This window comes from Pantoea sp. SYBGC1 (assembly GCF_057197005.1).
On sequence record NZ_JBXUNM010000002.1, the window covers coordinates 209,315 to 232,290 of the forward strand.

Genomic DNA, 22,976 nt, shown 5'->3' on the forward strand with positions numbered 1-22,976 from the left:
ATGATTAAAGCACAGCTGTGCTGTTTTTGTCCGGCACAGACCCGTAAGGTAGCCGCTGTTTCTTAACTTACCGGTCAGGAGAGATCTTATGATTAAAGCCATTGCGTCAGCTGGCGTGCGCTTACGGCTGCCACATCGGGTTACCCCTTATATATTTTCTCTGTACATGGCGACCATTATGGCGTTTCTGATGAGCCTGGTTATTACGCTGGCAGAGTCTGGTCCAGGCCCGCATTATATGACAAATGTGATGAATGCCTATCAGGTGGCGATGCCAGCTGCCTTTGTCTGCATTCTGCTTGTACGTCCGGTGGTTATCCGGCTGGTGGCGCTAACCGTGCACGGCCATTGAGATCCGGCACAACTGGCCGCGTGTTTATCGCGGCCTTTTGCGACGCTTTTCGGCATACATCACGCTGTCGCTCTCGCCGATCATTTCCGCGAGCGAGGCATATCTGCCTGCCTCACTGGCAATCATGCCGAAGGAGTAGTTGATATTGTAGGGTTTAGCCGCCTGCTGATTCCACGCTGACAGCGCCTCATGCAGCCGGCACAGGTAAGCTTTGGCATCGCTTTGCCGGGCCAGCAATACAGCGAACTCATCGCCGCCGAGACGGCCTGCAATGTCATCCGGTCCGAGCTGCTGATAAAGTAGTGCAGCGAAGATTTTCAGCACGTTGTCGCCTTCTGCATGCCCCCACAGGTCATTGATAGGCTTAAATTTGTCGAGGTCAAAATAGAGAATGGCAAAGTCGTGATCCTGCTGCTGCAGTCGCTGAAACCGCTTTTCTCCCATCGCATAAAACCCGCGCCGGTTGGGAATATCCGTCAGGCTGTCTACCATCGCGATCTGCGTGACCTGAAATTCATCTTCGACAATTGCCGCCACATCTTTCATCGCGGCAATGTCGTCACCGGTAAAACGGCGCGGTTCGCTGTTGGCCAGACACAAAGTACCGGCAACGGCACCATCGGGCAGCCGCACCGGATACCCCACATAAAAACGGATAAATGGCGTGCCGGTAACCAGCGGATTATCATAAAACCGCGCATCTTCGCGCGCGTCTGTGATAATCAGCGGCTCATCCAGCATAATGGCATGCGCACACAGAGAGATGTCGCGTTTCATCTCGCGACCGTTAATCCCCTGACACGCCAGCGTCCACTGACGATCGCGATCGATAAGGTTGATCAGCGCTATCGGTACCTGGAACAGCCGGCGGGAAATGCGAGTCAGTCGTTCAAAGCGCTCATCGTCCTGCGTATCCAGCAGGCCAAGTTTGTGGAGCGACTTCAGCCGCACAGCTTCATTTTCCGGCATTCCCGGCAATTTCATAGCAACCTCTTCTCTTTTCGCCCTGGACTATTTTAAGGGATAGCACTCTGTCCAGTTGTAGTTAGTTTTCACCAGCGTCAGTTCCCCGGCTACATCGCCGAACGTGGCGGCCTGATGCTTAAAGAAAAACGCGCGCACAGGTTCAGGTAAAAACGCCGCCCCGTAGCGCAGCAGCGTGCTGTGCCAGAAAGGAGCCGGCAGCGCTCTGCCGGCATGGCGCATCAGGAGTTCATTTTTCCACTGAGAATCGAGCACCTTTGCACAGAACTGCTCGCGCAGCGCCAGCGCAGGATGTGCCGGGATCCCCGCCAGCAAAAGCTGATCGGGTAACGCGACCAGCCGCAGATGCGTAATCACCACTTTTTCCGCTGCAAATTCACGCCAGATAGCCATTAACTGATCCACTTTCGCTGGCAGTGGCTCATCTGCGTGATAGAGCGGCAGAGTCAGAGGTAAGAAAGTAAAATGCAAACCACAGGCGGGCAACGTATCGGCAAGCCGGTCACCTGCGGTGAGCTGAGTGAATTGCGTAATAAGACGTGAAATATCTGAGGTCACAGAGGGCCGTATGCCCGTTGCCAGCGCGAGCCGGATCGGATCGTAGTAGTTTTCCTTCCTGACCTTCCCGATACCTGCATTTTCCGCCCACACTGCCGCAGTATTGTTATTTACAGCGTGATATCTGTTTTGCAGACTTATTGTGTTCATGGCAACCCTTCAGGCATTAATTTAAGCATCGGCTTGTGGTCATATATTTGTCAGAAACAACGACTAATGACCTGGGCCTGGCGGATTGCTGACTTTGTATACTCAGACATCACCTTTGTCGGTTCTTATAGCACGCAGAATAAATGCACTAAAATCAGACAGATAAAATTTTCATATGTTCCGACAGGAGGTTTATACCGGTCGCTTCAGCGCTTTCCCCCTCAATAACCAAAATATCTATCTCCTCACAGCTGGCAACTAAAAATCTTGCAACGCCAGGTATCTTTTCTGCTGTCAGTCCGACGATAATCTGCTCACTCCGGGCTATTGCTGCTTTTTTAAATTCGCAATCTTCATACTCAAAACCAGTCAATCCGGCTTCCGCGCTCATTGCACACCCGCCGATAAAGGCCTGGTCGAACATGATGTTTTTCAATTGCGCTATTGCCGTATTTCCTGCACAACCGCCGCTTACTTTTTGAATACGCCCGCCCAGCATAATGACTTCTGCATTAGGGTGCTTCAATAGCGCTGCTGCGACATCAGGTGCATTCGTAACTATCGTTATGGCTAACTCTATAGGTATAAACTTAGTTATTGCCAGATTAGTACTGCCTGCATCGATAAAAATACAGCTGCCCTCAACAATCAGACTTGCACATTTCTGCGCGATTATGTCTTTTCTTGACAGGTGTTGCTCTTTTCGCAGGGAGAGGCTTCCTGCATCAGGGAGCAGCAGCACCGCTCCCCCATAAACCTTTTTGCAAACCCCTTCTTTACTTAATTCATGAAGATCACGCCGGATAGTATGCTCTGAAACCCCGATTTCCCGGGCGAGTTCAGCACACACGACTCTTCCGTTATCGCGCAATATTTGCCTGATAAAGTCTTGTCGCCGATCGGGAAAAGCTGCATAATCGAGCAATAATCACCTCTGTAATTCTCAATAAAGAGCCACATTGAGCATGATCGTGCAGACGCTGTACATTGTCAATGTATGTCCTGCCGGCAGCATGCCATGTATCTGACACCATCAGATTTCACAATGAGGAACATAATGAATCAAAAGTTATACCGAATCTCTCCCAGCCGGGCTACCCGGCTAACTTTTTTCATTGCCGGGTTTATTACAGCGACATGGGCTGTTCTGGTGCCCTATGCACGTATTAATACCGGTGTAAATGAAGCGACGCTAGGCTCTTTGCTGTTGTGTCTTGGGTTGGGTGCTTTGATTGCCATGCCAGTAACAGGCTTACTGACCAGCCGCTTTGGTTGTCGCAGCGTTATTGTGGCGGCTATCGCATTAGTTATTGTCAGCACACCTCTGCTGGCTATGATTAACAATCCGTTGCTTCTGGGCGTTGTGCTGCTGTTTTTTGGCACAGGCCTGGGCGTGACAGACTGCGCCATGAATATTCAGGCGATCCTGGTGGAAAAAGAGGCGCCTGCTCCGCTGATGTCCGGTTTTCACGGCATGTACAGTTTTGGCGGTATTGCTGGTGCAGGTTTGATGACCTTGCTTCTGTCTGCGGATCTTAGTGTTGTTACTGCTACCCTCTTCATCGTACTCATTGTGATTGTTTTAGCTTTACTGAGCTATCCGGGTTTGCTGACTTTTGCTAACCCTAAAGAAGGACCGGCATTTGCTGTACCTCACGGCGTTGTTCTGACGCTGGGAATGGTCTGTTTATTAGTGTTCCTGACTGAAGGCACTGTTCTTGACTGGAGCGCAATCTATCTGACACAGGTAAGAGACATGCCTGAATCATTGGGTGGGCTTGGATATACCTGCTTTGCTATTGCCATGACAGCGGTCCGGCTCACAGGGGATCGGGTGGTAAAATATCTTGGTCAATTAGCTGTCGTTGTGGGCGGATCGCTGACTGCGGCTATTGGGCTGGCTCTGATTACGTTCATACCATCATGGTACCTGTCGCTATTTGGCTATGTTCTAATCGGCGCAGGGTGTGCAAATATTGTCCCGGTGATGTTTTCGGCCGTGGGTCAGCAGAGCGTTATTCCTCAATCCGTAGCTGTTCCGGCAATAACGACGATGGGTTATATGGGCGTATTAAGTGGGCCTGCTATTATCGGTTTTGTCGCTCATTTTAGTTCTCTTGCGCTGGCTTTCTCAGTAATTACAGCTTTAATGCTGTTTGTTAGTGCAATATCATTCACACTCAACCTTAGCCGGAAAAATTCCCCAGGAGCGAATAAATGAAAATTTCACATTTAGCTTTATGGACGGGAGATATTGAAGCACAAAAAATATTCTGGCGAGACTATTTTGGCGGAACGCCTAATGAGTTATATATCAGCAAAAACCGGCCCGGTTTTTCTTCTTATTTTATCAGCTTAAGTGAAGGACCCACTATTGAGCTAATGAACCTGAAGGGTATAGCAGAGGGACAACACGGTGCAGAGCTTACCGGCTGGGCTCATGTTGCTATCGACGTTGGCTCCCGCCATCGGGTGGATGAAATGGTTATTAAAGCATCTGAAAATGGAATTTTAGTGAGTCCGGCTCGCCTCACAGGTGATGGTTATTATGAAGCTATCATCAGGGATCCTGATAGCAACCTTATTGAAATTTTGGGTTAAATTTATTGAATTTTTGTGAGTAATAACCGGCTTATACTTCAGCCGCATTACCTTTTTTATTGTCAAAACCAGAACGTCCGTTTTTCCCTGCAAAGCGGACGTTCTGAATAAACAGGACACGGATATTTTTTAAATGTACATCCTTAACTCCTCAACGCTAATATCTGCCAGCGCTGAAGCTTTCAGATGCGGAGAGGCTGCCAGATATCTGGAAATCAGCTCAAAGCCTGCGGTGTATCCCAGCCACTTTGGTAAATCGCCGGTTCCGTAAAACCAGGCATTGTGATCGTAATCGGTGCGATGCCAGCTGTCATGCAGTTGCCGGACAAAGGATTGCATAATATCTGAGTTGAGGCTTTCCCAGAGTTCAGGTTTACCGCCTAAAAGCTCGAGAGAAAAGTGTCCGGCAAGCCCTTCAGAAACGATAGCTTCCCCTAACGTTGAGCCATATCCAGGCCCTGCCCATCTGGCCGCATGGTGCAGTTCATGAGCAAACATTCGCTCAAGCGAGTGCGCTTCATTTTTACAGAATGCCGGGTTTTCAGGATCGACCGTTAAATAGATAACGCCTGGCTCAGGACAAAAACCCGTATGCCCTTTTTCAGGGATCACAAACTTTCCGGCTTTAACCACCACATCCAGCGAAGGAACCGGCATCAGCCGCTGAGCTTTTTCATAGGTAGCGGTCAGGCTGGCCTGAAGCCATTCACGGTGAGCGGTGAGTTTTTTCTGGGCATTCAGAATATGCAGGGTTATGTGAGGCATGTCAGCACCATCCAAAAACGAGAGTATATATCCGCCTGCCAGCAAACATACAGCGAATATCCTGATGCACCATTGCAGATCGCGCTGTCTGCTTCTGACGCAAAGCCCGCCTTTTACGCAGTGATGCTATATCAGACATTATCAGGTGGCCTTATGTGAAAAACGGAAGTCATATTACCGTGCATTATCTGGCCTGGATTTCACAGGAAAAAAACGATATCAGTCAACGGACATATCTGTTGTAACAGGTGAGTTATGGTGTTGAAACCAGAAAACAGCTTTTTTAAGTTATTATGTTTCCTCTTACTGCCACCAACTTATAAGCGAAAACCAGGCGATGATTAAGTCAGTTCAGTCAACAACCACCGTCACAACCACCGGCACCTTCGGCGGCGTGAGCGCATCTGTGACTGGCACCTGACAAAACAGACTTTGACTCCCCGCCAGACCGGACGGGGAAAACGATCTCTCCGTTCATAACTTACCGAATGGAGATATATTATGATTTCTGAAAATGCGCTTTTAATTATCGATATGCAGCACGGGCTTTTTCGCGGGCCGGTTTCCCCCTATTCCGCGGCGTCTGTACTCTCGAATATCTGTCTGCTGATTGAAAAAGCCAGCCGGGCTCAGGTACCCATCTTTTTTGCGCGCCATACCGGACCTGATGACTCCCCTTTCTCAGAGCAGGGGCCGTTAACCCGGCTTATACCTGAAATGAACGTGCACGCCGAACGTGATGTCGTGTTTATTAAAAAGCATCCCAGCTGTTTTCAGAATATGGACCTGCAGCATCAGCTCAGCCAGCGAGGTATCAGGGAACTGGTTATCGCCGGGATGAAAACAGAATTTTGTGTGGACACGACCTGCCGTGCAGCGTCGGAACGCGGATTCAGGACAGTGCTGATTTCAGATGCGCATACAACAATGGATAACTGCTGCCTGTCAGCTAAAGAGATCGTCAGCCATCATAATGTCACGCTGGCTGGCCCGTTTGTTACGCTATCCACTGCGGCCGACTGGAACGTTATCGGGAAATGAGTATTAACTGTAGCCGCCCGCAGGGCGGCTGAAGACACTACGCTTAACGTATAGAATAATCCGATCTATCGGCCAGTGTCCGCTATGAGCGAAAAGCGGACGTCAGTATCAAAAAGCTGATAGCTCCCTCCGGCTCCCCGGCGCTGCCGGGTTGTCAGCCCCACTCCGCTAACCGGCTGTGCCGGTAAGTTCCGTCGAATCCCTCCTGAGTTCGGGCCTGCCGGCCAGGGTCTGATGGCTTACGGCCAGGTCAATCCCTGGAGCGGGCTTTCGCCCGCGCATTCACTGGCCACAAAAAGACGTGGCCGCTGAGGACCGGCCCGGCACCGTGGTGTGCCGTTCCGGGGTTCAAGGGCAAAAAACATTTTCAGATCCTGTTCAGACGCTTCAGCGCCGAAATGTCGGCCGAAGCCACAGGCGTCAGCGCCACGCTGGCAGTGTTGAAATGCCTGGCCTGGCAGACGTGGAGTGAAAACGGCAATGATCCGCTGAGCGGTAAGCCTAACCCGCTTGAAAGCGCCCGATACTTGATGAAAAGGGCGTTATCTGTCTGGCTGTGGCCTGAATTACTGTGGTACAGGCAGCAGATCGCCCTTTATGAAAGTCTAAATTGCGAACGAAGAAATGATTAAAAAAACAGCTGCAAGGTGTGATTTAGTATCACTCTGTGGTAAAGTGTGTGTTACTAAGTCACACACCGGAGGACATATGGCATCAACAAGACTTCGTCAGCAGGGCGGGGCCGTCGTGGTGACTATTCCAAGCGACATCGCGGCAAGAGCGGGCTGGACGGTTGGCATTGAGCTGGACGTAACCGCAGAGGGCGAATCAGTGAACATTGTGCCGGTTGCGCGTGTGCCGCGCGGTCGTCGCACCGTGGCGCAACTGCTGGCCGGTATCGATCAGCAGGAAATTCAGGATTACAACGAAGAAACCGCTGACGGCCTGAACGATGTGCCGCAGGGCAGGGAACTTATCTGATGGTTTCAAGGAGAGTACCGCAGAAAGGAGAAATCTGGCACGTTAATGGCGATCCGGTGGAAGGGCGCGAATTTAAAGGGCCGCATTACTATCTGGTTATCTCGCAGCGCGTGCTGGTTGCGGCGCTGGGAACGGCAGTTTGTGTCCCAGTGACAAGCGGCGGCGGCGCGTCACGCTCGCAGGGCGTGACTGTGTACCTGGATGGCAATAGCACGGATACAGGGAAAGTGACTGGCGTGGCATTGTGTTACCAGTTGCGCTCACTCGATCTGACAGCGCGGAGGGCAAGCTATGCCGCCACGGTTGAGCCACATGTAATGGATGAGATACTGTCCCTGGTGGTTGATCTTATTGATCCACGTTAAATATCGCTGAGCTAGCCAGCCCCGGAAGGGGCTTTTTTATGAACGCATATTATACCTGCCCGCCTGAAAAGCGGGCGGCCCTGCGGGCCGGGAAAAGACGGTGCTGACGCACCATCTCTCTCCCTTCGGCTGCGCTTTTTCTCTCCGGGACGCTGCCTTACGGTCTTCTCTCTCTGCTTACTGCTACTGTTAGTCCCTTTTCTGTGCTGCAGCTGTTTCTCCGACTTCTGCTCTCTGAAGGTCAACGGCATTAACAGCCTGATGGCTCTCCCGGCTCCCCGGCGCTGCCGGGTCGTCAGCCCCACTCCGCTAACCGGCTGAGCCGGTAAGCTCCGCCGGATCGCGAAGCGTTCCGGGCCTGCCGGCCAGGGTCTGATGGCAACGGCAAAGTTAGCCTCAGCAGCCTGCTTAGCGTCCGCTATGAGCGAGAAGCGTGCTTTATACGTTTATCGTAAAGTTTTTCATTCAGGCAGAGCGTTGCCTCTGACTGGTCTGCGGCATGAGAGGCAAGCGTGTAGTTTATCCGTAAAGGTGAAATGGGTAGTGCCGGAATTATCATAAATGCAAACCGATACAGACATGTGGAAAAAGGAGGCGCCTGCCCTCTTTTCATCCACGTTGCTGGTGGTAGACGGGGTTAATGAAAACGTCGTCAGGCCGGTAAACATACATGCCTCTCCTGAAGGGTGTTACTGATGTACTTCCTGGATGAGAGAGGCCTCGAACTCTACACCGGGCATCATTTTTTCCAGGCCGTCTGTCAGCATCTTCCCGGCTTCGTGAAGCATCACCAGCGGCATCTGGGGAAGACTCTCAAGGATGAACCACATCTGCTGTGCTTCGACACCCAGGCGAGTTCTGATCCCCTGGCGCCAGTTCCAGCGTCGGCAGGTCACACCGACCTCATCACACCATATCACCTCACCCTGCGAAGGATATTCAATGGTGGTCTCGCCTTCTTTAAGCGTATCAAAAGGTTCTGTTCCTTTTGCCACAGTCAGGCATGGTGCTCCCTGATAGGCAGAGATATTTTCGCCACCCACCGGCACAGCATAACGAAGACTGACAGCATTATAGAGATCAACAATGGGGTCGAGCGCCGGCATTGTACCGTCGCGCAATACGCGCTTACGCAAGGCATCAGCTGAACACGGCGTACGCTTGGGCTTAGCGCCAAATTTCTGGAAAACTTCCCCCCAGGCGGCCAGATGAGATTCCGCCCATTCTGGCTGACCCGCCAGAACTGCTTTACATGCATCCTGTAGCGCAGCTTCTCCTGCACCAGGATTTATCACCGGTGCGGCTTGCACGACGATACTCAATGCCCGAAATCCAGGTGCAATGCGATAAATATCGGGAGCAATTGACGGAGATACTTTTAACACGGGATAATCCTTTAATGACCAATTTACATCATGATAATGACCGATGACCGAAAAAGTCAATTTACTGACCGACGCTAATGCTATCGCCGATACCGTTAATGGAGCCGTATCTCAGCGGATTAAGGTGTATCGTCAGCAAAAAAAAATGTCTCTTGATGAACTCTCCCGCCGGGCCGGTGTGAGCAAGGGAACGCTGGTTGAGATAGAGGGATGCAGAGCCAATCCCAGTATCGCCCTGCTATGCCGGCTGTCTGCCGCGATGGGCGTTTCAGTGGCTGACTTTGTGGATGTCAGCTCAAAACCGGCAGTCCGCCTGATTTCATCAGATGAAATACCGGAACTGTGGAAAGGAGAAAAAGGCGGCAGCGCAAAATTGCTCGCTGGATCTGGCGGCCCTGATATGACAGAACTCTGGATGTGGGAAATGCAACCGGGTGAAAGGTTTGACTCCTCCGGCCATACAGCAGGAACGCTTGAACTTTTTTATGTTCAGGCGGGTTCACTCACGCTTGGGGTACAGGACCATCAATATCTTTTAAGAGCCGGTTGTTCGGCGACTGCCAGAACAGATGTTCCTCATTTTTATGAAAACCGGGAGGAAGATCCCCTGGTTTTTATCATGACTGTACACGAAAAGCAGTCTGCCAGATGATGTCCGCTTTTGCCGTGGAGTCCCAAAGTGAGATTTCAGATAGTTTGGTCCTTATTATTAAAATTCAGCAGGTACTTTCATGATAAAAAGAGCGGATCACGTCGGTTTTTCAGTCAGAAACATTGAAGAGTCCCTGTTCTTCTGGACTCAGATTCTCGGCGGGGAGTTGTTACGCCAGGGGAAAATGTCCGGGCCGATCATTGATGAAGTGACAGGCGCAAGGGGCGCTGATGTACGAATGGCGTTGCTTGAACTGGCCGGTTTCAAAATTGAATTACTGCAATACGATAACATCAAACAGCCAGAAGAACCTTCAGCACCCTATATCCCTGGCTATGCTCACCTTGCATTTATAGTTGATGACCTTGATACGCTTTTGCGGAGAGTTTCGGAGTATGGCTGGAAAACACCCGGTAAACCGCAGACAATCTTATCAGGCCCCATGCAGGGAACCAGAGTAGTATATCTACAAAGCCCCGATGGACAGACGCTGGAGTTGATGGATCACGGTCACTGAAAGGCATATTCCGGACCATGCGCGCGGCATTAACCGTTATTGCGGCCAGCTTCCGAACAATTCTTGTGCATCGCCTGTCATCTCTGGAGTGCTTGATGTGCCGGGTCTGTCAGTCTGAAAATTAATCCGCAGGATGGGTTATTTATAAAGTTAATTCTGGCAATCACACGCTGAAACAGAGAGATTCACTATTTTCTTCAGTTGAGGGTTTTACCTCATTGAACCGATATCGGTTTTGCTTACGCCTTCCTTATAGTGCTCACAGACTGACCTGTAAGGAGGTGTGTCCTGATGAGTTCTCGTATTCGATTAGGTGTAAGCCCGTTAAGCTGGACCAACGATGTTCTGCCCGATCTGGGCAACGCTATTTCACTTGAAACCTGCCTGACACAGGCTGCCTCTGCCGGTTATCAGGGGATTGAGCTGGGCAGAAAATTTCCCCGAACCCACACGGAGTTAGCCCCGCTACTGCATGAGGCGGGGCTTGAGCTCGCTTCGGGCTGGCACAGCGGCTTCCTCGCCGAGCGCAGCGTTGCTGATGAAATCGCGGCCGTAGAATCACACGCCGGGCTTCTCAAAGCATCAGGAGCAGACGTTATGGTTTACGGCGAATGCGGCTGTATGCCTGGCAGCTATCCGCTGGACGAGCCTCTTTCTCTTTCTCCGGCTCTGTGCTGCCTGGATACTGATGAATATGCCCGCAAAGTCAGCGAGTTTGCCAATGTTCTGATGGACAGATTTGGCCTGAAACTGGCCTACCATCATCATCTGATGATGCTGGTTGAACAGCATCATGAACTGGATGAGTTTCTGACAAAAACCACTGACAGCGTTGGTCTTGTTCTTGATTCCGGGCACGCTTTTGCCGCAGGTGTTGACCTGGCTCAGATAACAGAACGGTTTGGCCATCGTATCGTGCATATCCACCTGAAGGATGTCCGCGCGGAGGTGCTACATCGCGTCCGGAAAAACGACCTCAGCTTCAATGATGCAGTACGCGCGGGACTCTTCACGGTGCCGGGCGAGGGATGCATTGATTACTCTCCGCTGACTGATTTTATTGCGCGTTCAGATTATCAGGGCTGGCTGATAGTAGAGGCCGAACAGGATCCGCAAAAAGAAGAGCCGTTTGCTGCCGTTTCCCGGGCGTTTCACTGGGTAAAAAGCACTTTTTCACAGTCCCTCTCAACAGAGGAAATTGCTCAATGAAAGACAGACTCAACATTGGTTTAATCGGCTCGGGCTTCATGGGGCAGGCGCATGCTGATGCTTACCGCCGTGCGGCAATGATCTATCCCGGCCTGCCAAAGCGCCCTCATCTCTATGCACTGGCCGATCAAAACCAGGCTTTAGCTGATGCTAATGCCGTGCGCTTTGGGGCTGATAAGGCATACGGAGACTGGCACAATCTGATTAACGATCCGCAGGTTGACGTGGTCGATATCACCTCCCCCAATCATCTGCACTATGAGATGGCGCTGGCCGCAATTGCGGCAGGTAAGCACGTTTACTGCGAAAAACCACTGGCCGTCAGCACTGAAGAGGCGCTGCAGATGACTCTTGCAGCAGAGCAGGCAGGCGTCAAAACGATGGTGGCCTTCAATAATATCAAAACGCCCGCGGCGCTGCTGGCGAAACAGATTATCGAGCGCGGCGATATCGGCACGCCAATCCGCTTTCGAGGCACCTTTGATCAGGGTTTTTATAATGACCCGGAACTGCCCTGGTCGTGGCGCTGTTCTAAAAAGCTGGGCGGCAGCGGATCCCTGGGCGATCTGGGGGCCCACACCCTTTCCGTCGCGCAGTTTCTCATGGGTGAGATCAGCGAGGTAACGGCCAGCGCACAGACCTGGCTGCGGCAGCGTCCGGTTCCGCAGGTAGACGCCGGTTACGCCAGCCGGATTGATGACCAGGCAGAATGGCGAGAGGTTGAAAACGACGACCAGGTTCAGTGTCTCGTCAGCTTTGAAAGCGGGGCCAGCGGCGTGATTGAAGCTTCACGCCTCGCTGCCGGTCGCATTTTTGGGGTGTTCTGGGAAATCTCCGGTACAGAGGGCACCCTTTATATGGACGGCGAACGTTTCAATGAGCTGCAGGTTTATCGCTTCAGCGATGATAAACATGACAGGGGCTTCAAGACTCTCTATGCCGGCAGCCAGATCCCGGCCTATTCAGGCTTTTTCGGATTCGATTTTGGCGGCGGCGGGCTCGGCTATTTTGATGTCAAAGTGATTGAGGTTCATGACCTGGTGCAGGGGATCTGCGGCGACGGCGACTGTTATCCGAACTTTGCATTTGGCCTGCAGAATCAGCAGGTTCTGACCGCTATCGAGCAATCTATCATCTCCCGTCAGTGGGTTGCTGTAGCAGGCAACCGCCAGGACCATACTTAAAAAGGAATCACTATGTTTCCCTCTTCCCTGCCCGCTCCGCGGCTGCCCGCTGAAAAGTCGATACCCGTATTGCGCTGGGGCATTATTGGCCCAGGCTGGATCGCTGAACACTTTGCCCGCGCGCTGAAGGAGCACACCGGACAGCAGCTGGTTGCTGTAGCAGCAAGAAACAGAGCCAAAGCACAAACATTCGCCGATCGCTGGGCCATTCCGGCAGCCTTCAGCAGTGCTGATGAAATGCTGGCAATGAATGATCTGGATGCCATCTACATCGCCACCCCGCATAACCATCACTATCCGGATGGCATGAAAGCACTGAATGCGGGCAAACATGTGCTGATTGAAAAACCTCTGGCGCTGAATGCCAGGGAAGCAGAAGCCCTGCAGACGCGCGCCCGTCAAAAAGGCCTGCTGTGTATGGAGGGCATGTGGTGTGATTTCGCACCAAAATATGATGTGCTGCGGCAGCTTTTAACCGACGGCATTCTGGGTGATCTTCATACCCTGACTGCCGATCACGGTGAGTTTTTTACGCAGGATCACCGCATCTTCAATGCCGATCTGGCCGGCGGTCCGATGCTGGATCTGGGCAGCTATCTGGTTTCGCTGAGCGTGATGGTGGCAGGTGCGCCTGTCCGCATCCAGTCCAGCGGACAGCCAGCAGAAGGAAATGTTAACGGACAGGCTTCTATGTTGTTCGAACATGCCCGCGGCATGCATTCGGTACTGAACACAACTCTGTTCAGTAATACGCCTGGAAGTGCGGTGATTGCCGGCCGCGATGCCACTCTGGTTCTGGCGGGACAGTTTTATGCGCCCGGCGGTTTTGTCCTGACCTCAAGCCAGGGCGGCCATACGCTGTGCTGGGAAGAACCCGCCAACCGCTACACGCAGCTCTGTCATGAGATCCGGCATTTTGCATGGTGCGTGGGACAGGGATTAAACGACTCCCCTGTTCGCCCTTTGTCCGCCGTACTTATGACTCTGACCGCGATGGATACGGTGAGGAAGCAGCTGGGTATCGTTTTCAACGAAGAGCGCTAATATCTGTGAAATAAGGACCTGAGTATCCGTAGCTTCCGGGGCCAAACCCTCACGGAACTGGCCCCGGAGCGTTGTCAGAATACGTTATCGACCGGGCAGAACATCCCGGTAGCCAGGGATTTCGTCGCGGCTTCTGCGATCGCCTGCGCCTGGATCCCATCCAGCAGTCCGGGTAAATCAGCCACCGCTTCCCCGTTAAGAGAGCGCACAAAAGCGTCAAGATGCTGATAATAAGTACCCTGCACCCGACTGAACCAGTCCGCATAAAGTCCCTGCCTGATAATCGCCTTTCCCTGAAAAAGCGTCATACCCGGCGGGCTCTGAGAACCTGACTCTGCCAGTCCTTTTGCACCCATAACGCTGATCCTTTCGTCATAACCGTAGCCCGTGCGACGCGTATTATCGAGCTGCGCAAACGATCCCTGCTGCATCTGCATAATCAGCACCGACGTATCCACATCGTCAAACTCGCTGATAGCCGGCATGGCCAGCGCTGCACCCATTGCACCTACTGAAATAACGTCGTCGGCCGTCAGCCAGCGCAGCAGGTCGAAAAAATGAATTGCCTGGTCACGCATCTGACCGCCGGAAGATCTGAGATAGCTGAGCGGTGGAAGCTCTGACGCACGGCAGACCATCTGAATTAACTCAGGACGTCCGACAGCACCCTGTTCCAGCTGACGCTTTAACTGCTGGTGGCTGATGTCAAAACGGCGATTGAAACCTATCGTAATGTTTGTCTTCAGAGGCAGCACGTTTTCAGCAACGCGGATCGCTCTTGCCAGCGACAAATCGATCGGCTTTTCACAATAGACGGCCTTACCTGCCCGCGCAGCCGCTTCAAGCAGTTCAGCGTGTGACGGCGTTGCGCTGGCAATCAGCACGGCATCTATATTGTCACTGTTAATGGCGGCGCTGACTTCGCCCGCCGTGCATTTCATCTGCCCGGCCAGTGCGGCGGCCCGATCCGTGTCAATGTCGGCCAGCATCGCAAGCTCAACCTCCGGATGAGCCACGAGATTTGCAGCATGTACCTGTCCGATAAAACCACAGCCAATCAGGGCAAAGCGTTTTTTCTGCGTCATGGTGATTTCCTGTCTGAAGGTCTACGTTCAGCGATAAAGACGTTGCCAAATTAGCCTGCCCGCCTATCCTGAGAAATACATGTTTTGAGGGAATTACCTCAGCGGGAACCCTGATGAAAATACTGACTCTTGAGATGAACGTGGTGAAACACCTGAGGAATATACCAGTGGCAAAGTTTCCTTTATGCTCTATACGCAGGAGAGTTTTTATTAGCGTCTGGTAGATTATTTTTATGCAGGCAGTTTGCGGTAAATATTCACTTCTGGCACAAAGCGGAATAACTGGATGTAAGGTCCGCTGTGAGTGAGAAGCGGACCTTTCATTCATAAGCGTCAGAGTTTTTAAGTCGCTGAACATTACATTCCTGCTAAGCGCCTGGGCCAGAATTTGAAAGTGATTATCAAAAATGACAGAAAACTCATTCCATCTTACCTACTATGGCTCATGTCAGTGCTCAGCTGCCTGGAGGCTACCCCGGAATCAGCGTAATCGAAAAGTTTGACTGGCTGGAGTATGACATTCAGCCAGATAACATCTGTAATCTGACATCGCCAAATGGCGTTCAGATAAGTCTACGCCCGAGGGGGCGTTATGCCACAAATGACCCGCTCGCGCTCATTGACTGGCTGCAGGCCGGACGGGTAGCAGGTCAGTCCTTCTGTCTGTCTCGCTTTGACTAACGTAGCGCATATGCAACAAACTATTTTTAGCTTATAGTCAGGTTCAGTAGTAGAATACCGCGCCTCGTCGTGAACTGACGATAATGGAGTCTGTCGTGAAATTTAAAATCCAGCATTTACAAGCAGCGGTGGCACTGGTACTTGCCAGTATCCAGCCGCAACCTAAAGCGGTTGCGTGCCAGCCTACGATTGTGGAGCGGGTTTTCGAGATGGGTGCCAGAGTCAATAAAACCGACATCGAAGATCTGACCGTCGTGCTTAATGCCCTGGCCAGTGAACTGCGCGAGAGCCGCGTCGAACTTTCCCGTTATGCTGATAACGATTTTGAAGGCGCAGTTAAAACAGCTAAAGGAATCCAGAGTCAGACTGTTCATGTCGCCGGTATTGCTGAATCCTTCGTCCTGATGCTGCCCGAAAAAGACATTATCCTATCTTACGACAAAGACTCTGCAGAGCTTGCGTTTGTTAAGGCCATCAAAATGGTCAGCATTGCGACCAAAAATTACCTCGGCCTTATAGACCAGCTTATTCGCACAACCGATGTGCGTAATTCAGACGTCAGCCTGTTAGCCATGAACCATCTGCTGGACTCGGGCAATAAGGCCGCTGCTAAATGGCATTAACGGCTGAATACAGCCAGATTACATGGGATGAATTTTTTCAGCCCACGTTCGCCGTTTACCCTGACCTTGAAGAGCAGTTTAAGGCCGAATTCATTACTTATAAATCAACTGGCGCGCCTTCAAACATGCTTGGTCGGGATGCACCTTTTGACTTTCCACCGTTCGCGGTTAATGCGAACGTTCAGCATATCCACGTCAACCTGCACTATCGGCTGACCTGGAATGCCAGGCAGGAAAACTATAACCGAACCTCTGATCACTATCTCGTTTATACCGAGCATATGTGGGATAGCGGCCGGTTTTTACTTATGGGCCTGATTACACCCGCTCATGCACGTATGCCTGCCAGAGACACTCGATTGCTCAAATACTTTTCAGATGTTGCTGAAGGATTTCATGCCTCCTGAACAAGCTTGAATTTTCTGAATCAGAACAAATCCGCTTCTGGCACTAAGCGGAATAACCGGATGTAAGGTCCGCTATGAGCGAAAAGCGGACTTTAACGGTCTCAGATTGCCAGGATTTCAGGCTGGCAACTTGCAGAGTATCTGATTAGAGCTTTCTTAAAAGTCTGGCGGGATTACCCGCATACACGCCTTTTACCAGCACAGGCTTTGTAACCACGCTACCGGCACCAATCACTGCACCACTGCAAATGTCCGTAGTTAAGATCGTTGCCCCGCTCCCCACGGTTACCGCGTTACCTAATACGATATGTATCCAGCTTTCTGCTGAAGCATCAGGAGCGCCACTCTTAAACAAGTCGTTAGCAAAGGTTACGCCATGACCTATAAAACAATCCTTACCCAGGGTAACGTTCTCACAGATAAACGTGTGTGACTGTACCCGGGTTCTGTCGCCTATAACGCATCCCTTTTGTATCTCTACAAATGGCCCTACAAAAACATCATCGCCCAGTTCACACTCATAGATGTTTACCGGCGTGATGACTTTCACATTTTCGCCTTGTTTTACGTCACGAATGCCACTTTCAATAACCTTCATATAAACTGTGTCCTTACCTGAGATGATTCGGCTAAAAGCTTGCACAATTTTTATCGTCACCATGTAACTTGAAGGGAAATAGGTAACTTCTTTAAGCGTATTAAATTAATAAAGGCTGAAAATGACAAAGCTCGAAGAATTAAAAAAAATTTACCCCGGTGCACTAGCGTGGCAATTTGGCGACAGCCCGGAACTTGCTGACGAACTCGTACAACTGGTTTTGAGTGGCAGTAAAACAGCGACATGCTCTTCGATAGCATCTTTTCAGCATGAACATGAACGAGGCGAAGCTCCCTGCGTAGGAAGTTATAATATCATTCTTAACGGAGCCGGACAGCCAATGTGCGTGATCAGAACGCTCAGGATGCAGGTTATCCGCTTCAATGAAGTGACGAGTGAGCTCGCCAGTAAGGAAGGTGAAGGTGATTTAAGTCTGGAGTACTGGAATGAAGGTCATAAGCGTTATTTTGAGCGTGAAGGCACTTATTCTGAAGAAATGGAGCTTGTCTTTGAGGAATTTGAACTTACAGAGATTTTGTAACTGTCCGCTCCTGACACAAAGCGGAGTGACGCAGAGTCAGGGCCCGCTATAAAAGAGAGGCTGACGTCAACAAGAGAGCGACCGGAAAGTTCCGCCATATCAGACATAGCATCCTGGCTACGAACCCGCAAAAGTCATCGGGTGGATGCTGCGGCAGTTAAAAAGAATGAAGAAAATGCCTGACATGAACACACCCAGAAGCATTTGATCTGCTCCTGGCACAAAGCAGACGTCAACCGCAAAGCGGTCAGCATTAACGTTTTGCTTCGATCAAATGTCGGGTGGAATACGCAACAAATGGCTGACCCAGGCGCATTTTCTGGTCCATCGCCTGCAATTCTTTGGAGTATTTCTCCACGGAGAAGCCGGGGACCCACCAGACGCATTTTCGCAAAATCCAGACAACGGCACTGATATCAAAAAACGTCATCCGGCAGCGTGCTGTGCGTAAGTCCACGACCTTCAGACCCGCCCTCTCAGCATCCTCTTTTTCTTTGCCAGGATCTCTGTACATTCTCTCTTTAGAAAGTGGTCCTAAAAAATACTCAATTAATTCAAATGCAGATGCAGGCCCGACATGCTGTGCCAGATAGCTTCCTCCGGGTTTTAGAACCCGATATATTTCCGGCCAGTCCGGAGCTACCGGATGCCTGGATGTGACCAGGTCAAAAGATTGGTCGCTAAAAGGAAGCTTTTTGGTAACGGAAGTATCAACAATATTCACCCCCCGGGGCGAAAGATGCTGTCGGGCTTTTTCCAGGTTTGGGGGCCACGCTTCTGTTGCGGCCATATATGCAGGAAACCTGGTAACTTCATTCAATACTTCTCCTCCACCGGTATCGATGTCCAGTGCTGACGTTACCCGACTTAAGCGTTCTCCGATTAACCTCGCGTAACCCCAGGAGGGCCTTTCCTCTGTCGCTTTCCCGTCCAGCCAGCCAAATCCCCAGCCCTCTGTATCGGCCTCCATAGCTTCCATTAATAGTTCATCAAAAGATTTCACCTGAATTCTCTCCGTAGATATTTGGTTCAGGGCACATTTTAGAGTATTGGTTCAGGCAATGCGATCCACGCCTGAGGCTATCATTAGCACTGTGAAAGCACCGCTGGTTTAATCACATTCGATATAATTCAATGTACCGGGCAGGTTTTGATTTAAGTCGATTAACTCACATAAGTCGTTATATACTCACTAATATAGCGGTAAGTAATGATGCCTGCCCTTTCGACAGTTTTTGGAAATTTCATGTTTGTTAAACGTTTGATCCTGGTGAAGACAACGTTCACCAGCGCAGTGTTATTGTCTGCTATGCCGGTATATGCCGTAAATGAACAACCTGCGAAGGTCGTTAATGCTTCACCAGACAACGCGCTTTCTGCAACCGGCAGGAAAGCTACTTTGTTTCCATGTAACTCAGCTTCTGACAGGAATATTTACTCATGAAAAGCCTGCAATGGGCACTACCGCTACTGGTCGTGAGCGCTCTGGCGTCGGCGCAGACAGTCACTGACGACAGCGGGAATAAGATTGAATTGAGCCGGCCGGTGCTGCACATAGCCGATGCCTGGTTTGCCCACCACTCTCTGCTTATGACGCTGGGCGCCGGCGATCGGATTGTGGCAACCGTAAACCATCCGGCGGACCGGCCGTGGATGTTTAAGGTACAGCCATCGTTAAATCAGGCGCTTCAGGCGCACGGTAAAACCTTTAACAGTGAAGCGCTGGTGGCACGCAACGTTGATGCGATTTTTGTACCCGCTAACGATCCTGATGCAGAGTCTTATCGTCTGGCCGGTATTCCCGTACTGGCAATGAATTTTGATGATTTTGACTCGATGAAACGCTCACTCACTACCACGGCTCAGGTGGTCGGCACACCGGCAGCGGCCACGCGTGCCCGGGCGTATAATCGCTATCTGGATACGCAAATTGCTGCTATTCAGGCCAAAACGGCCGCGCTTGCGGAGAGTGAACGCCCGCGCGTGCTGCATATTCAGTCGCTGCATCCGCTGAAGGTAGATGGCCGGAATACCCTGATTGATACCTGGATCAGGCTCGCGGGTGGCCGGAATGTCGCCGTCTCAGTGGATGGCAATATGCGCCCTGTTTCGCCGGAGAAGGTGATACGCTGGGATCCGGATGTAATTATTATCGGCGCCGGCGCGGGCCCCCTGGCTGACTCTGACTACAAATCGCTGTTCGCCAGCGTAAAAGCCGTGAAGCAGCAGCAGGTGTGGCAGAACCCATCGGGTGTCTTTCCCTGGGATCGCTACGGCACTGAAGTCGCACTGCAAATCCAGTGGGCTGCCAAAAAACTGCATCCGGCGCTGTTTGCAACGCGCGATCTGATTGACGCCACTCAGAAATTTTACCGGACATTTTACGATTATCCGCTGAGCAAACAGGATGCGCAGCGTATTTTGCAGGCCTTACCTCCCGGTTGAGGCAGCGTTTTCCAGCCAGCTTCAATAAGCCATTCATTGCAGGGAGAACCGGCTTACGGCTCTCCCTTTTTGATCTGCTCAGTCAGCATTGCATTACTACCTCGCGCTCTGAAAATACCCTCCTGCTAAAAAAACGTTGACGAGGTAGAACGATCGTTCTACCTTAACGCCATGAACAAAACATCAGGCAGTACCCGGGAAAAAATTCTCAGGAGCGCTGAGCAGCTGATTTATCAGAACGGTATCCACGCCATGGGCATGGAGCTTCTGGTCAAAACCTCAGGCGTCGCCAGAAAGAGTATTTATCATCACTTCGCCAGTAAGGAGGAGGTGGCATCAGCCGCGCTGAGCGTGCGCGATGAGCAGTGGATGGCGTGGTTCAGAAGCGCGTCCGATCAGGGCAATACGCCGCAGGATCGCATTCTGAATATGTTTACCGCGCTCAAAAGCTGGTTCGGGTCAGAGGATTTCCGCGGCTGCGCATTTATCAACACCGCCGGTGAGACAGGCAACCCTGACGATACCGTTCGCCAGATAGCGAAAATCCATAAACAGAAGTTACTGGATTACACCCTGGAGCTCAGCAAAGAGATGAACGTTGCGCATCCCGGGGCGCTGGCCAGACAGCTGCTGATTCTGATTGAGGGCGCCATTACCGCGTCCTATGTTATGGGGAGCGGGAGCGCGGCCGACGACGCACGGGATATTGCGAAAATGCTACTGGAGCAGGTTTCCTGAAGCCTGCGCACTCATCAAACTGAATTTAGAGGGGTTTTACCGTGTCTGATTCTTACCAACGTCCGCCGCTTCCTCCTTTTACCCGCGAAACGGCCATCGAAAAGGTACGCCTGGCTGAAGATGGCTGGAACAGCCGCGATGCGGCCAAAGTCGCACTGGCTTACTCAGCGGACACACAATGGCGCAACCGCACCGAGTTTGCTCATAATCGTGAAGAAGCGGAGGCGTTTCTGGCCCGTAAATGGAAAAAAGAGCTTGAGTATCGTCTTATCAAAGAGCTCTGGGCGTTTGATGGTAACCGCATTGCCGTCCGTTACGCCTATGAATGGCGTGATGATTCAGGTAACTGGTTCCGCTCTTACGGCAATGAAAACTGGGAGTTTGAAGGCGATGGCCTGATGAAGCGCCGTTTTGCCTGTATCAACGATATGCCTATCAAAGAGAGCGAACGCAAATTTTTCTGGCCGCTGGGACGTCGTCCGGACGATCATCCGGGGCTGACTGCGCTGGGGTTGTAATGGCGGCAGGGCAGCTCGCGTGGCTGCCCTGCTGCATGCGTTTATCAGCACCTGGCTTTAGCGAGGTAGCGCTGCATTTCATCGGCGGGCACCATCCCGCCACCGGTCGCCCAGACAAGCTGCGTGGCCTGCTGCAGCTGCTGAGGAGTGATACCCTGCTGTGCCAGATAAGCGGGGCTTGCCGCGATGCGCTGCGGTCCATGCATGCCCGCCAGCGCGGAAGGTTCCAGCTGAATACCTTCAGTCTCATCCAGCATAGCAAGCAGCGTAAACAGGGTGCGATCGCTGAGCGTATAGCAGCCGTCGATCAGCTGCGCCATCGCCCGGCCGACAAAGCCGGAGGCGCGGCCCACCGCCAGTCCATCCGCAGCGGTTTTATTGTCGATACCGATATCCTGTACCGCAATACGATCATGCAGGCCGGTGCTCATTCCCAGCAGCATACAGGGTGAATGGGTTGGCTCCGCAAAAAAGCAGTGGACGTTATCGCCAAAAGCCAGCTTCAGGCCAAAGGCGACGCCTCCCGGGCCGCCACCCACGCCACAGGGCAGATACACAAAAAGCGGATGGGAGGCATCCACAGTAATGCCTTTCTCCTTCAGCTGCTCTGGCAGGCGCAGGCCGGCAACGGCATAGCCCAGAAACAGCGTGCGTGAATTTTCATCATCAATAAAAAAGCAGTCGGGATCGGACTCCGCCGCTTTGCGGCCCTGCTCCACGGCGACGCCGTAATCCTGCTCATACTCAATCACGTGTGCTCCGTGCCTGCGCAGCAGCGCTTTCTTCCACTGACGCGCATCTGCCGACATATGCACGGTAACGTGAAACCCGAGACGGGCACTCATTATGCCAATCGACAGGCCCAGGTTACCCGTTGAACCTACCGCTATTTTGTGCTGGCTGAAAAACCGGCGGTGCGCCGGAGAAAGCAGCTGGCTGTAGTCATCGGCTGGCGTGATAAGCCCCGCCTCCAGCGCCAGCTTCTCTGCGTGCGCGAGAACTTCGTAAATGCCGCCGCGCGCTTTGATGGAACCTGAAACGGGCAGATGACTATCTTTTTTCAGCCAGAGTCTGCCTGGCAGCGGCGCACTCTGCTCCAGCCGCATTTGCATCGCGGGTAGAGGCACCATATCTGACTCAATAATACCGCCGCTTTCAGCCGTTTCCGGGAAGGCGGCGGCGATCAGCGGAGCGAAACGGCGCAGGCGGGCTTCGGCATCTTCAGCTTCTTCACGCGTCAGTCCCGTATGGAGAAGCCCCCTCTCTGCCGTCGTCACCTGGTCGTTAAGCCAGAGGGTTTCACGTAGCGCCATCAGGTCGCTTACCGCCGGTACAGACCGGAGTTTTTCAGTTAAATCAGTCATGGTTACTCTCACTCAGCCCGACGCACCAAAATAAAACAGAGCGTTATTTATAGGCACGCGGCTGCGCGGTGACAAACGATGGTTTTTCAACTTAACATGAGCTCAGCTAACTCAACAGGCGAGCACGCGTTGTGAATCTTTATCTGCAACCAACACGCCAGTCTGATAAACCAACCACCAAATCAGCA

26 protein-coding genes are annotated in these 22,976 nt (G+C 51.8%); 17 read left to right on the forward strand and 9 right to left on the reverse strand.

Features of this window, described 5'->3' with window-relative positions:
• The first annotated feature begins 88 nt into the window (after positions 1–88).
• A complete protein-coding gene (locus AC2CF9_RS06475; protein WP_040113687.1) occupies positions 89–352 on the forward strand; it encodes a DUF2798 domain-containing protein in 264 nt (87 codons plus the stop codon).
• 24 nt (positions 353–376) lie between these two features.
• Here the strand turns inward: AC2CF9_RS06475 and AC2CF9_RS06480 are convergent, their stop codons facing one another.
• The 3 genes from AC2CF9_RS06480 to AC2CF9_RS06490 all read right to left on the reverse strand — a co-directional run bounded on the left by AC2CF9_RS06480 (position 377) and on the right by AC2CF9_RS06490 (position 2,969).
• Positions 377–1,336, reverse strand: a complete 960-nt coding sequence (locus AC2CF9_RS06480) for a sensor domain-containing diguanylate cyclase (protein WP_484556547.1) — start codon at positions 1,334–1,336, stop codon at positions 377–379.
• A 27-nt stretch (positions 1,337–1,363) separates the two neighbouring features.
• On the reverse strand, positions 1,364–2,044 hold the full coding sequence (locus AC2CF9_RS06485) for a hypothetical protein (RefSeq protein ID WP_484556548.1): 681 nt from the start codon (positions 2,042–2,044) through the stop codon (positions 1,364–1,366).
• 154 nt (positions 2,045–2,198) lie between these two features.
• A complete protein-coding gene (locus AC2CF9_RS06490) occupies positions 2,199–2,969 on the reverse strand; it encodes a DeoR/GlpR family DNA-binding transcription regulator (protein WP_484556549.1) in 771 nt (256 codons plus the stop codon).
• A 132-nt stretch (positions 2,970–3,101) separates the two neighbouring features.
• On the opposite strand from AC2CF9_RS06490, the gene AC2CF9_RS06495 reads away from it, so the two are divergent.
• Both AC2CF9_RS06495 and AC2CF9_RS06500 read left to right on the forward strand, forming a co-directional pair.
• On the forward strand, positions 3,102–4,265 hold the full coding sequence (locus AC2CF9_RS06495; protein ID WP_484556550.1) for an MFS transporter: 1,164 nt from the start codon (positions 3,102–3,104) through the stop codon (positions 4,263–4,265).
• Positions 4,262–4,645 (forward strand): VOC family protein, encoded by a 384-nt coding sequence (locus tag AC2CF9_RS06500; RefSeq protein WP_484556551.1) that lies wholly within the window; start codon positions 4,262–4,264, stop codon positions 4,643–4,645. The genes AC2CF9_RS06495 and AC2CF9_RS06500 overlap by 4 nt, the downstream gene beginning before the upstream one ends.
• A gap of 129 nt (positions 4,646–4,774) precedes the next feature.
• Here AC2CF9_RS06500 and AC2CF9_RS06505 read toward each other — a convergent pair whose 3' ends face one another.
• Positions 4,775–5,455, reverse strand: coding sequence for a DUF2268 domain-containing putative Zn-dependent protease (locus tag AC2CF9_RS06505; RefSeq protein WP_484556552.1), 681 nt, complete (start codon positions 5,453–5,455; stop codon positions 4,775–4,777).
• Between the two features lie 453 nt (positions 5,456–5,908).
• On the opposite strand from AC2CF9_RS06505, the gene AC2CF9_RS06510 reads away from it, so the two are divergent.
• From AC2CF9_RS06510 to AC2CF9_RS06520, 3 genes are all read left to right on the forward strand, one after another.
• On the forward strand, positions 5,909–6,451 hold the full coding sequence (locus tag AC2CF9_RS06510) for an isochorismatase family protein (RefSeq protein WP_484556643.1): 543 nt from the start codon (positions 5,909–5,911) through the stop codon (positions 6,449–6,451).
• A gap of 708 nt (positions 6,452–7,159) precedes the next feature.
• Positions 7,160–7,432, forward strand: coding sequence for an AbrB/MazE/SpoVT family DNA-binding domain-containing protein (locus tag AC2CF9_RS06515; protein WP_484556553.1), 273 nt, complete (start codon positions 7,160–7,162; stop codon positions 7,430–7,432).
• Positions 7,432–7,797 (forward strand): type II toxin-antitoxin system PemK/MazF family toxin, encoded by a 366-nt coding sequence (locus AC2CF9_RS06520; protein ID WP_150017031.1) that lies wholly within the window; start codon positions 7,432–7,434, stop codon positions 7,795–7,797. The genes AC2CF9_RS06515 and AC2CF9_RS06520 overlap by 1 nt, the downstream gene beginning before the upstream one ends.
• Before the next feature lie 689 nt (positions 7,798–8,486).
• On the opposite strand, the gene AC2CF9_RS06525 is transcribed toward AC2CF9_RS06520, so the two are convergent.
• Positions 8,487–9,182 (reverse strand): B3/B4 domain-containing protein, encoded by a 696-nt coding sequence (locus AC2CF9_RS06525; protein WP_484556554.1) that lies wholly within the window; start codon positions 9,180–9,182, stop codon positions 8,487–8,489.
• Between the two features lie 43 nt (positions 9,183–9,225).
• Between AC2CF9_RS06525 and AC2CF9_RS06530 the strand changes: the two genes are divergently transcribed.
• The 5 genes from AC2CF9_RS06530 (at position 9,226) to AC2CF9_RS06550 (ending at position 13,788) form a co-directional block, all read left to right on the forward strand.
• The gene (locus AC2CF9_RS06530) at positions 9,226–9,834 is read left to right on the forward strand and encodes a helix-turn-helix domain-containing protein (protein ID WP_150017029.1); all 609 of its coding nucleotides are present in this window, start codon (positions 9,226–9,228) and stop codon (positions 9,832–9,834) included.
• A gap of 79 nt (positions 9,835–9,913) precedes the next feature.
• Positions 9,914–10,351 carry a VOC family protein gene (locus AC2CF9_RS06535; protein WP_484556555.1) on the forward strand — a complete coding sequence of 146 codons (438 nt, stop codon included), beginning with the start codon at positions 9,914–9,916 and terminating at the stop codon, positions 10,349–10,351.
• A 288-nt stretch (positions 10,352–10,639) separates the two neighbouring features.
• Complete coding sequence (gene iolE, locus AC2CF9_RS06540; protein WP_484556644.1) at positions 10,640–11,560, forward strand: myo-inosose-2 dehydratase; 921 nt, start codon at positions 10,640–10,642, stop codon at positions 11,558–11,560.
• Positions 11,557–12,744: a Gfo/Idh/MocA family protein gene (locus AC2CF9_RS06545; protein ID WP_150017026.1), complete on the forward strand. Its 1,188-nt coding sequence runs from the start codon at positions 11,557–11,559 to the stop codon at positions 12,742–12,744. The genes iolE and AC2CF9_RS06545 overlap by 4 nt, the downstream gene beginning before the upstream one ends.
• Positions 12,745–12,756: 12 nt before the next feature.
• Positions 12,757–13,788: a Gfo/Idh/MocA family protein gene (locus tag AC2CF9_RS06550; RefSeq protein ID WP_484556556.1), complete on the forward strand. Its 1,032-nt coding sequence runs from the start codon at positions 12,757–12,759 to the stop codon at positions 13,786–13,788.
• Between the two features lie 74 nt (positions 13,789–13,862).
• On the opposite strand, the gene AC2CF9_RS06555 is transcribed toward AC2CF9_RS06550, so the two are convergent.
• Entirely contained in the window at positions 13,863–14,873 is a 1,011-nt protein-coding gene (locus AC2CF9_RS06555) for a Gfo/Idh/MocA family oxidoreductase (RefSeq protein WP_150017024.1), read from the reverse strand.
• A gap of 776 nt (positions 14,874–15,649) precedes the next feature.
• Between AC2CF9_RS06555 and AC2CF9_RS06560 the strand changes: the two genes are divergently transcribed.
• Positions 15,650–16,177, forward strand: coding sequence for a hypothetical protein (locus AC2CF9_RS06560; protein ID WP_484556557.1), 528 nt, complete (start codon positions 15,650–15,652; stop codon positions 16,175–16,177).
• Complete coding sequence (locus AC2CF9_RS06565; protein ID WP_484556558.1) at positions 16,168–16,584, forward strand: type II toxin-antitoxin system YafO family toxin; 417 nt, start codon at positions 16,168–16,170, stop codon at positions 16,582–16,584. The genes AC2CF9_RS06560 and AC2CF9_RS06565 overlap by 10 nt, the downstream gene beginning before the upstream one ends.
• 145 nt (positions 16,585–16,729) lie before the next feature.
• Here AC2CF9_RS06565 and AC2CF9_RS06570 read toward each other — a convergent pair whose 3' ends face one another.
• The gene (locus tag AC2CF9_RS06570) at positions 16,730–17,182 is read right to left on the reverse strand and encodes an acyltransferase (RefSeq protein ID WP_150016764.1); all 453 of its coding nucleotides are present in this window, start codon (positions 17,180–17,182) and stop codon (positions 16,730–16,732) included.
• Between the two features lie 121 nt (positions 17,183–17,303).
• On the opposite strand from AC2CF9_RS06570, the gene AC2CF9_RS06575 reads away from it, so the two are divergent.
• Entirely contained in the window at positions 17,304–17,723 is a 420-nt protein-coding gene (locus tag AC2CF9_RS06575; RefSeq protein WP_150016763.1) for an ASCH domain-containing protein, read from the forward strand.
• 253 nt (positions 17,724–17,976) lie between these two features.
• Here AC2CF9_RS06575 and AC2CF9_RS06580 read toward each other — a convergent pair whose 3' ends face one another.
• Complete coding sequence (locus tag AC2CF9_RS06580) at positions 17,977–18,726, reverse strand: class I SAM-dependent methyltransferase (protein WP_484556559.1); 750 nt, start codon at positions 18,724–18,726, stop codon at positions 17,977–17,979.
• A gap of 437 nt (positions 18,727–19,163) precedes the next feature.
• On the opposite strand from AC2CF9_RS06580, the gene AC2CF9_RS06585 reads away from it, so the two are divergent.
• The 3 genes from AC2CF9_RS06585 to AC2CF9_RS06595 all read left to right on the forward strand — a co-directional run bounded on the left by AC2CF9_RS06585 (position 19,164) and on the right by AC2CF9_RS06595 (position 21,424).
• The gene (locus tag AC2CF9_RS06585) at positions 19,164–20,168 is read left to right on the forward strand and encodes an ABC transporter substrate-binding protein (RefSeq protein ID WP_484556560.1); all 1,005 of its coding nucleotides are present in this window, start codon (positions 19,164–19,166) and stop codon (positions 20,166–20,168) included.
• 171 nt (positions 20,169–20,339) lie between these two features.
• Positions 20,340–20,906: a TetR/AcrR family transcriptional regulator gene (locus tag AC2CF9_RS06590; RefSeq protein ID WP_150016760.1), complete on the forward strand. Its 567-nt coding sequence runs from the start codon at positions 20,340–20,342 to the stop codon at positions 20,904–20,906.
• A 41-nt stretch (positions 20,907–20,947) separates the two neighbouring features.
• Positions 20,948–21,424, forward strand: a complete 477-nt coding sequence (locus AC2CF9_RS06595) for a nuclear transport factor 2 family protein (RefSeq protein WP_040113716.1) — start codon at positions 20,948–20,950, stop codon at positions 21,422–21,424.
• A gap of 44 nt (positions 21,425–21,468) precedes the next feature.
• Here the strand turns inward: AC2CF9_RS06595 and dsdA are convergent, their stop codons facing one another.
• Positions 21,469–22,788 (reverse strand): D-serine ammonia-lyase, encoded by a 1,320-nt coding sequence (dsdA, locus tag AC2CF9_RS06600; protein ID WP_484556561.1) that lies wholly within the window; start codon positions 22,786–22,788, stop codon positions 21,469–21,471.
• Between the last annotated feature and the right edge of the window lie 188 nt (positions 22,789–22,976).